A 10,047-nucleotide genomic window follows, 5' to 3' on the forward strand; every position below is an offset into this window, starting at 1 on the left:
CTAGTACGCTAAGGCGGAATCATCTCCCGCAAGGACGGACGGCTGCATGCGGGGTCGCCGACATCCGTCGGCGGGTCTATCTACTCGTATGGATGGCTGTTAATCTAAGGGAGAGTCCTCCGAGCCCGATGGCGGGCTTCGGCCCGACCCGAGCGGCGTGGCAGCGACCCGGAACCTTCGGCCCGTATTAACTGACCCGATGAGCGACGTGACCCGCCTCCTCTCGGCCATCGAGCAGGGCGACCCTAGGGCGTCCGAGGAACTCCTGCCGCTCGTCTATCGTGAGCTGCGTCGGCTGGCCAGGCACCGACTCGACCGGGAGAGGCCGGGGCAGACGCTCCAGGCCACCGCCCTGGTCCACGAGGCGTACCTCCGGCTGGTCGATGGCGAGGAAGCCCAGCGATGGAACAGTTGCAACCACTTCCTCGCCGCAGCGGGCGAGGCGATGCGTCGCATCCTCGTCGAGAACGCACGCCGCAAGCAGGCCGAGAAGCACGGCGGAGGGATGGAACGTCAAGACCTGGACGGCATCGACATCGAGGCCCCCGCCCCTTCCGATGACCTCCTGGCCCTCGACGAGGCCCTCAAGAAGCTCGAAGCCGAGGATTCGGTCAAGGCCCAGCTCGTGAAGCTCCGCTACTTCGCCGGTCTGAGCGAGGAGGAAGCCGCGAGCGTCCTCGGCCTGTCCCGCACAAGCGTCCAACGCTATTGGCGTTACACCAAGGCGTGGCTCTTCATCGAGCTGCGGGGGGCCGAGGCCCGCGAGAAAAATCCGGGAAATTCCGTGCACCCCTGAAGCTTGCGGGCCCCGCCTCTCGCACATCCCTATAGAGGGGAGTGGGGCGAACGAGGCGATGACCCATGCAGCACGCAGCTCCGAGAGTCGAGGAACTGTTCTACGCGGCCCTTGAGCTGGAAGGCTCGGAGGCCCGCTCGGCGTTCCTCGCCCGGGCTTGCGGCGACACGGAGCTCCGGCGTCGCGTCGAGGAGCTGCTCAACGTCGACCCCGGGCTCAACGAGTTCCTCGAGGCCCCGGCCTCAATGGCCACGGTGACCGCAGCCCCCGATTCTCGGCTCGGTGTCGAGGAGCCCGGCACGGCCGTCGGCCCCTACAAGCTGCTGGAGGCCATCGGCGAGGGGGGCATGGGCGTCGTCTACGTCGCCGAGCAGGCCGGGCCGGTCCGCCGCAAGGTCGCCCTGAAGGTCATCAAGCCGGGGATGGACTCGAAGCAGGTGGTGGCCCGATTCGAGGCCGAGCGTCAGGCTCTGGCGATGATGGACCACCCCAACATCGCCCGGGTCTTCGACGCCAGGACGACTTCGGCGGGCCGCCCCTATTTCGTCATGGAGCTGGTCCGGGGCCTGCCCATCACCGAGTATTGCGACCAGCACCAGCTCTCGATTCCCGAGCGGCTGGAGCTGTTCACGCTCGTCTGCCGGGCGGTGCAGCACGCCCACCAGAAGGGCGTCATCCACCGCGACCTGAAGCCCTCCAACGTCCTGGTGACGGTCGTCGACGGCGTCGGCGTGCCGAAGGTCATCGACTTCGGCATCGCCAAGGCCACCGGCGGGGCCCTCACCGACAAGACGGTTTACACCGGGTTCCACCAATTCGTCGGCACGCCGCTCTACGCGAGCCCCGAGCAGGCCGAGCTCTCCGGCTCGGACGTCGACACGCGGAGCGACATCTACTCGCTCGGCGTCCTGCTCTACGAACTCCTGACCGGCACGACGCCGTTCGACTCGGAGACCCTCCGGCGGGCCGCGTTCGACGAGATGCGTCGCATCATCCGCGAGGAGGAGCCGCCGCGCCCCAGCACGCGGCTGGGCACGCTGGGCGAGCGGCTCTCGACCGTCTCGGCCATGCGGAAGGCCGACCCGAAGCGGCTCGGACTCGCCATCAAGGGCGAGCTCGACTGGGTGGTGATGAAGTCACTGGAAAAGGACCGCCGGCGGCGGTACGAGACGGCGGGTGAATTCGCCGCCGACGTGCTGAACCACCTGGCCGACCGGCCGGTGGAGGCGGTCCCACCGTCGACCCGGTATCGGTTCGCCAAGTTCGCCCGACGCAATCGAGTGGCCCTGACGACGGCCGGGCTCCTGACGACCATCTCAATCGCCGCCCTCGTCATCGGGGGGTTGCTGGTCTGGCGAGAGAAGGAGCAGACCAGAAGGGCCCTCGTGCAGTCGCAAGCCCACGCCAAGGCGGCCGACGAGCGGCTCGGGATGGCCCGTCGGGCCGTCGACGAGATGTACACGCAAGTGGCCGAGAAGTGGCTCGCCCAGCAGCCCCACTTGACGGCTGTCCAGACGGAGTTCCTGGAGAAGGCCCTGGCCTTCTACCGGCAGTTCGCCGCCGAGCGGGGCGATGACCTCCGGATGCAGCTCGACGCCGTCCGGGCCAGGAAGCGGGTCGGGGGGATCGAAGAGGCCCTCGGGAGACATGACCGGGCCGACGCCGCGTATCGGGCCATGCTCGGGGAGCTCGAACGGCTCGCCTCGCTCCATCCGGGCGACGCGGCCTGCCGCGAGGAGCTCGCCTGGACTCTGGCACAGTTGGGAAAGCTTCAGTGGGACCACAATCAATTTCGCGAGGCCGAGGCGCTCGACAAGAGGTCCATCGCCATCCGGGAGGAGCTCGTCGCCCGCCACCCCGAGGACGCCAACGTACGCAGCCAGCTCGCCGGGACCATCTACAACCTCGGCTCGATTTACATAGACATGGGTCGCTTCGCCGAGGCGGAGCCCGTCCTCCGCAGGTCCGTCGCGATGTTCGAGAAGCTCCGCACCGAACATCCCAACGATGTTGAGTACGCCGAGCGACTGGCCCACGCCGAGGACGGCCTCGGCCGGCTCTTGAGCAGCACAGCGAGGCCCGCCGAGGCGGTGCAGGCTCTGGAGCGGTCGCTCCGGCTCCGCGAGGAGGTACTGGCCGCGGACCCGAAGCATCAGGGACATCGGCTGCAAGTCGCGACAGGTCTCATAAACCTGAACTCGGTGTCCTCGGACAAGCCGGCGATGGCGGAGCGAGACCGTCGCTCCATTGATATTCTGACTCGTCTAGCGGAGGAGTACCCCGACCGGCCGAGATACCGGGAGGTCTTGGTGCTCAACCGGACAAACTACGCAATTACGCTCCGCGGCCTCGGTCGAATGGATGAGGCGAGGGAAATCCTCCGGGCGACGGTCCCCGAGGCGGAGCGACTCGTCCGGGACTTCCCCAGGTTCCCCGACCATCGGGCGAATCTGGCCAAGACCCTCCAGGTGCTCTCCGCGTACCAACACGAATCGGGAGACGCGGGGCAGTCGGAGAAGACTGCCCGGCGTGCCGGCGAGGTCCACGAAGCTTTGGTGTCCGAATTCCCGGACCGGGTCCGATATCGGGCCGAGTACGCGGAGTACCTGACGCACGAGGTCGAACGGCGGGTCAAGGACCCGGACGCGTCGCGACGTGACCCGGCGGGGGCCGTCGAGGTCGCCCGCCGGGCGTGCGAGTTGAACCCGGAAGGCGACCTGAACTGGAAGTGGCTCGCCGTGGCGGAATACTGCCTGGGCGATTGGGACGCCGCCATCCGGGCCGCGGAGAAGTGCATCGCAGTCCGCGGCGACGGGGGCTGGACTTTCCAATTCCTGGTCCTGGCCGCGGCCCACGCCCGTCGCGGCGAATCGCAGAGGGCCCGCGAGTGGTACGAGAAGGCCCGCCCCGGAGTCGCGGCGGGCCATCTGGCGGACACACCGCGATGGCTCGTCGGCGAGGCGTCGAGCCTCCTGGAGCCCGAAGCCCCGCCAACGGAGCGAGCCCCGTAAGAGCTCCCCGACCTGTAGTCCTCCGAGTAGAACCCTATCCGACGGAAGGAACAGACTGATGTGGCACCCGTTTTCGTCACCGAACCGACTCCGGCCGCGTCGCCGCGGCCTGCAATCCCGCAGCCCACGCCTGGAGCCCCTGGAGGGGCGAGTGGTCCTCTCCGTCGCCTTCGATTCGGTCCTCGGAGTCGGGAACGACACGGCCAGCATTAACTCCGCCGACATCGCCATCGACTCGGCCGGCAATAGCTATATCACCGGCTACTTCAACAACACGATGGACTTCGACCCCACTGTCGTTCGCCCCGACGGGTCGGACGTGCTCACCTCGCGAGGCTACTTGGACCCCTTCGTCGCCAAGTATGCCCCCGACAACACGCTCGTCTGGGTCCGCCGGATGGGCAGCGAGGGCCGCGATACGACGGGCTACGGCACCGAGAGCGGCGATGCCCTCGCGGTGGACGCTGCCGGGAACGTCTACGTCACCGGGGATTTCCTCGGCCAAGCCGACTTCGGTCCCTTCACGCTTTCCAGCTCCGGAAGTACCGACGTCTACGTCGCCAAGCTCGACCCGAACGGGAACTTCCTCTGGGCGCGGAGCTGGGGCCGGTCCGCGACCGAGGACTTCGGCCAAGCCATCACGGTCGACGACGCCGGCAACGTGGTCTCGGCCGGCTGGAACGCGGACATCACATCCAACGGCTGGATTGCCAGCGGGTTCGAAGTGCGCAAGTACAGCCCGACCGGGGCTGAGCTCTGGTCGCATCGGTTCGCCAACCGTGGCGGCATGTCGTCCCATGTCGATGCCGACGCCGCCGGGAACATCTACGTGAGCGGGCAGTTCAGCGGTGGCCTGGACTTCAACCCGGACCCGAAGCGGACCAACTCGGTCAGCGGCTCCTACGTCGTAAGCGCCGGCACGGCGAACAACGGGTATGTGCTGAAGTTGACGGCCGCGGGCCAATTCGCCTGGGTCGCCCCGTTCGTGGCCAAGACGTCGGAATCGGCCGTGGCGGTCAACGAGTTCGACTTCGACCCCTCGGGCAATATCGTCGTCGGCGGCTCGTACGGCGGCCAGGTCGACTTCAACCCGAACTCCAAGGTTGATTATCGGCTCCCGACCGATTCGGCGAGCGTCGACGGATACGTCGCGAAGCTCTCGTCGGCCGGGGCGTTCGTGTGGGCGACCCAGCTGGACAACGGCCGCGTCCGTTCGCTGGACGTCGACGGGTCTGGGAACATCTTCACAAGCGGCTATTTCCAGGGGGTGTTCTCCCCCGGCTTCGGCCTCCCCTCGGTCACGAGCAACGGCGACTACCATGACGTCTTCGTGGCCGAGCTGAGCTCCTCCGGGGCCGTGAGGTGGGTCGTGTCGTTCGGCGGGCCCGACTCCGAGTGGCAGGCCAGCATTGCCGTGGATGACTCGGGCCTGGTCTATCTGACAGGGTCCTATAGCGGCACGGTCGACTTCGACCCCGACCCCCTCGGCACCAGCGAATTGGTCAATCCGTCATACGTCGACGCCTTCTTGCTTAAGCTGCGTCGCCGGTGAGCTCCGGTCAGAGGCCGTGAAAGGTGGGTCTCGGTCAGCCCAGTCGGCCACCTTGCCGACTGGGCTGAGCTGAGCAGCTCTTTTTCCGGGAGACGACGCATTTGACCTCAAGCCTCCCGGAGCAAAACATAGAGAAAGTTCCTCGACGACCGTCTCAAAAACGAGCGTTTTTGAGACAGGGCGAAGGGTTGCCCTGCCGGTCGTCTCGGGGCAGGGTTGGCCTCATGGCGAAGTGGAACCTCTCAACGCTCCTCGCGGCGATTCTCGGCGGCTGGTGCTGCCTCTGGCCGGTCGGCTGGCTCTGTTCGTGGACGACCTGGTGGGCCTGGTCGGTCGTGTCGTTCTTCGTCGCGACCTCGCTCCTCTTCGGCCGGACGTTCCTCCGCTCCGAGTGCCCCAAGTCCAACGGCTAGCCACAGGCACAGGGAATTATCTCCGGCAAAAGACGACCGCGCCGGGATGAGCCAAAGCCAAAGTTGCTTGCATGGATTAGATGGCCGGCAGGCGGAAAGGTAGGCACCGGTCGGTGCGTCATCGGAGTCGGAAGGCGCAGTGAGTGCGTCTTCCAAACCTTACTTGTTCGTTCACGCGTCTCCGGAGACCGCCGGAGTGGCGTGGGTTCTGGGGCCTTCCGACGGTCTGCGTGGGGAAGGCCTGAGACAGAAGTGCGTGAAATGGGGCGGATCGCGCAGTGCCGAGCGATCGGCCGGCACCCCGATCGCGACGGGCTCCTCTTGCCCGCGGGACGGCCCGGATGGACGGTCGGACGGGGGATGAAGGGGTGCAGGATCCTCGCCGGCGATCGGCGGGCGGCCCTCGGCACCGCCCTCGACCCGACCGCGAAGCCGTCACCATCAATCCGTCCGCGCCGGGCCCTTGCCGGCGGATCGGGCCTCGGCGAAGATCGTGTACGGCCTGAATCCGCGATGCCCGCCCAACGCCCCTCCGGCCCGGGGCGTGGTGCCGTCGGATGGCCCCGTCCGGCACTTACGAGCCCGGGGGCGCCATGTTCGAGCTCAGACTCCGGCAGGGGCGCCATGTTCGAGCTCAGACTCCGGCAGGTGGTGATTTCCGGGGCCGGGGCCGTGGCCGCGGCGATCGCGGTCGCCGCCGCGGTGGCGTGGCACGCGCTCGCGGGCCGCGGCGACGACCGACGTGACGACGAAGGTGGGCCGCGCCAGGGGCCACGGAGGACGTTCCGATCCGCTTCGGAGGTGGCACCATGGCAGCCAGCGCAGCCCCGGCCCCGGTCGACTCGGTGCGCGACCTGACCTCCGGCCTGGTCGTCTTCCTCGTCGCCCTTCCCTTGTGCCTCGGCATCGCCCTCGCCTCGGGCGCCCCGCTGTTCTCCGGCCTCCTGGCCGGCATCATCGGCGGGCTCGTCGTCGGCGCCCTCAGCGGCTCGCACACCAGCGTCAGCGGGCCGGCCGCCGGCCTCACCGCCGTCGTCGTGGCCCAGATCGCCGCTCTCGGGTCGTTCCGCGCCTTCCAGCTGGCCCTCGTCCTCGCCGGCCTCATCCAGGTCGCACTGGGCCTGGCCCGGGCCGGGTTCATCGCCGCCTTCTTCCCCTCCAGCGTCATCAACGGCCTGCTGACGGCCATCGGCGTCATCCTGGTCCTCAAGCAGGTCCCCCACGTCCTCGGCCATGACCCCGACCCTGAGGGGGACATGGCCTTCTTCCAGCTGGACCGCGAGAGCACCTTCTCCGAGCTCGTCCGCCTGCTCGAAGGCTTCCAGCCCGGCGCCGCCGCGATCGGCCTCGCGTCGATCGCGCTGCTGGTCGCCTGGGGACGCCGGCGGCCGCTGAGGCGATCGCCCGTCCCGGCCCCTCTGGTGGTCGTCCTGCTCGGCACCCTCGCCGCCGAGGCCTTCCGGCAAGTCGGCGGCCCGTGGCTCATCGAGCCGACCCACCTCGTGCAGGTCCCGGTGGCCGACCGCCCCGCCGAGTATCTGCGTTTCCTCCAGCCCCCCGACTTCTCGCGGTGGCGCGACCCGGCGATCCACCTCGCGGCCCTGACGCTCTCCGTCGTCGCCTCGCTCGAGACGCTCCTGAACCTCGAGGCGATCGACAAGATCGACCCCCGCAGGCGCCACTCGCCGCCGAGCCGCGAGCTGCTGGCCCAGGGGGTCGGCAACGTCGTCTCCGGCCTGGTCGGTGGCATCCCGGTAACCTCGGTGATCATCCGCAGCTCGGTGAACGTCCACGCCGGCGCCCGGACGAGGCTCTCGTCGATCGTCCACGGCGCCCTGCTGCTGGCCAGCGTCGTGCTCCTGCCGACCTGGCTGAACCGCATACCGCTATCCTGCCTCGCGGCGATCCTCCTGGTCACCGGCCTGAAGCTGGCCAGCCCGGCGGTGGCCCGGCGGATGTGGGGCCAGGGGCGTTCCCAGTTCGCCCCCTTCGCGCTGACGGTCGCGGCGATCGTCCTGACCGACCTGCTCATCGGCATCCTGATCGGCCTGGCCGTGAGCCTCGGCTTCATCCTCGCCAGCAACATGCGCCACCCGCTCCGCCGCGTCGCCGAGGAACACCTCGGCGGCCAGGTCGTCCGCATCGAGCTGGCCAACCAGGTCAGCTTCCTCAATCGGGCCGTGCTGGCCCGGGCCCTCGATGAGGTGCCCCCCGGCGGCCGCGTCCTGATCGACGCGCGGGCGACCGACTACATCGACCCGGACGTGCTCGGCCTGATCCGAGACTTCCAGGAGGCGCGGGGTCCCGCCCGCGGCGTGCAGGTCGGCCTCGTCGGCTTTCCCGGCGAGCACCGGCTCGGGGGCGAGGCCCGGCACGTCGTCCATTCCACCCGAGAGCTCCAGGCGGCGCTGAGCCCCGAGCAGGTCCTCCGGATCCTCAAGGAAGGTCACGAGCGCTTCCGCACCGGCCGGCCGCTCACGCGTGACCCGTGCCGCCCGGCCGACGCGACGGCCTTAGGGCAACACCCCCTGGCCGTGGTCCTCGGCTGCAGCGACTCCCCCGTCGCGCCCGAGGCCCTCTTCGACATGGGCATGGGCGACCTCCAGAGCGTCCGCCTCGCCGGGCCGGTCGCGAGCAGGGAGGCGGTGGGGAGCGTGGAATTCGGCTGCGTCGTCGCCGGGGCCAGGCTGGTCGTCGTCCTGGGCCACACGCGGTGCGGCGCCGCGGCGGCCGCCGTCGCCCCCCCCGGCTCGTCCGAGGCTGCGGCGTCCCCCGCGGGGGACGCCGCCGTCGACGCGGCGGCGCGTCGCAACGTGATGCAGGCGACCCGGGCGCTGACCCGGCGGGGCGGGACGCTCCACGGGCTCGTCCGGGCCGGGCGGGTCGCCATCGTCGGCGCGATGTATGATGTCGCCTCGGGCGACCTCGAATTCCTGCCGCCCGAGGTGCCGAGCGGCGACCGGCCCCCGAACCCGACCTGACCGGCATGCAAGGCCCGGATTCGGCGCCCGCGGCGGACGGCCGCCCGGCGGCATGCCGAGGCCGGAGAGGGCCCCAGGGCGCCTCCCGGGGCAGATGACGCACCCCGGCTCGCCGAGCGATATATAAAGATAATTACGCGACGGGGAATCTCAGAAGCGAGCGTTCTTGAGACAGGCGGTCGGGCGGGATGAAGGGGGTTGTCCTGCACGAACTGCGGGGCTGACCGGAACCCATCGTAGGCACCTTCACCGAGTCGCGACCGGAGAGGCGAAGGGATACAAGCGGCGGGGTCGCCCGTAGGATGGGGGGATTAGCAAGGAGAGGCGTACCTGATGGAACCGACCTCCCACTACAGGACCTTCACGTACCTGTGGTACACCCTCTGGACCCCCGGTGGTCTCCTCTGGGTGGCGGCAGTCCTCGGCTTCGTCCCCTACGAATACAGCGGCCTGGCCATCCCCTGGCTGGCCGTCGCTTTACTCGCAGGGCTTCAGCTCCCCCGCCTCATCCCGGCTCGATGCCCGAACTGCGGCGTCCGACGTGCCTACATTTTCCGCGAGCAGGTCGCGGAGGATTCCCTGGCGGTGAAGTACCGCTGCCGGTCGTGCGGGCACGTCCAGGACACCGGGCAGGTCGAGGCTGTCGGCGGCGAATGAGGACCCCAGATGCTGTACCGCCCTGGCCGAAGCCGGAGGGCCTTTGGCAGAGGCACAGGGAATCATCTCCAGCAAAAACCAGGAGGGCGGCCGACTCAAATTATCTGATTGCAGTCTTGATCGGGATGACTGGGGGCGGGCGAGTTCCGTGGTCTCAAGAATCTTCGGCGTGCGGGCCGCTCTTGAGACTTCGATTCCGAGACGAGTTGGTGAGACTGGGTCAGGCCGGTTTGCTACGGCCTGCTCGGGAGATACCCGTAGGTCTCACCAAAAGGCCGCTTTTGAGAGAGCTATCATGCGGCGGAAGCGTCCTTTCCAGACAATCCCCGCCAACTTGTAGCGAACCACCTTCGGAGGAGGTTCAGATGCTTTTCGTCATGTTGCCGTTCCTGGTGTTCGCGGCTTTCCTCTTGTATCAAGCGAGCCGTAAAATTGACTGCCCGGACTGCGGTGCCCCGCTCCCCACGCTCATGTCCCCGCTTCGGAAGACCCGCCGGATATGGCGGGACGGCGGTTACCTCTGTGCCCGGTGCGGGTGCGAGACCGACGTGGCCGGAAAGTGATGGTCGACACCCCCATGCCGCCCATCTCGGTAGATCAGTGGGCACTGGTCGGGGTGTTGCGCTTGGTCGGCATT

6 protein-coding genes are annotated in these 10,047 nt (G+C 68.5%); all 6 read left to right on the top strand.

Annotation, left to right across the window (positions count from 1 at the left end; genetic code table 11):
• The first annotated feature begins 199 nt into the window (after positions 1-199).
• Positions 200-796 carry a sigma-70 family RNA polymerase sigma factor gene (locus G6O68_RS30675; protein WP_165253386.1) on the top strand — a complete coding sequence of 199 codons (597 nt, stop codon included), beginning with the start codon at positions 200-202 and terminating at the stop codon, positions 794-796.
• A 65-nt stretch (positions 797-861) separates the two neighbouring features.
• Positions 862-3,807 (top strand): serine/threonine-protein kinase, encoded by a 2,946-nt coding sequence (locus tag G6O68_RS30680; RefSeq protein ID WP_165253387.1) that lies wholly within the window; start codon positions 862-864, stop codon positions 3,805-3,807.
• Between the two features lie 58 nt (positions 3,808-3,865).
• On the top strand, positions 3,866-5,359 hold the full coding sequence (locus G6O68_RS30685; RefSeq protein ID WP_165253388.1) for a hypothetical protein: 1,494 nt from the start codon (positions 3,866-3,868) through the stop codon (positions 5,357-5,359).
• Positions 5,360-5,583: 224 nt separating this feature from the next.
• The gene (locus G6O68_RS30690; protein WP_165253389.1) at positions 5,584-5,772 is read left to right on the top strand and encodes a hypothetical protein; all 189 of its coding nucleotides are present in this window, start codon (positions 5,584-5,586) and stop codon (positions 5,770-5,772) included.
• An 809-nt stretch (positions 5,773-6,581) separates the two neighbouring features.
• Positions 6,582-8,753, top strand: a complete 2,172-nt coding sequence (locus G6O68_RS30695; RefSeq protein ID WP_165253391.1) for a bifunctional SulP family inorganic anion transporter/carbonic anhydrase — start codon at positions 6,582-6,584, stop codon at positions 8,751-8,753.
• Positions 8,754-9,086: 333 nt separating this feature from the next.
• Positions 9,087-9,410, top strand: a complete 324-nt coding sequence (locus G6O68_RS30700) for a hypothetical protein (protein WP_165253393.1) — start codon at positions 9,087-9,089, stop codon at positions 9,408-9,410.
• Positions 9,411-10,047 lie beyond the last annotated feature (637 nt).

Origin of the sequence: Paludisphaera soli, assembly GCF_011064595.1 — a bacterium.
In the GTDB taxonomy this organism is placed as follows: domain Bacteria; phylum Planctomycetota; class Planctomycetia; order Isosphaerales; family Isosphaeraceae; genus Paludisphaera; species Paludisphaera soli.

Excerpts from the sequence above, each read along its gene's own strand:
- G6O68_RS30695 (WP_165253391.1), top strand. The coding sequence starts at position 6,582 with ATGGCAGCCAGCGCAGCCCCGGCCCCGGTCGACTCGGTGCGCGACCTG.
- G6O68_RS30700 (WP_165253393.1), top strand. The coding sequence starts at position 9,087 with ATGGAACCGACCTCCCACTACAGGACCTTCACGTACCTGTGGTACACC.
- G6O68_RS30690 (WP_165253389.1), top strand. The coding sequence starts at position 5,584 with ATGGCGAAGTGGAACCTCTCAACGCTCCTCGCGGCGATTCTCGGCGGC.
- G6O68_RS30675 (WP_165253386.1), top strand. The coding sequence starts at position 200 with ATGAGCGACGTGACCCGCCTCCTCTCGGCCATCGAGCAGGGCGACCCT.
- G6O68_RS30680 (WP_165253387.1), top strand. The coding sequence starts at position 862 with ATGCAGCACGCAGCTCCGAGAGTCGAGGAACTGTTCTACGCGGCCCTT.
- G6O68_RS30685 (WP_165253388.1), top strand. The coding sequence starts at position 3,866 with ATGTGGCACCCGTTTTCGTCACCGAACCGACTCCGGCCGCGTCGCCGC.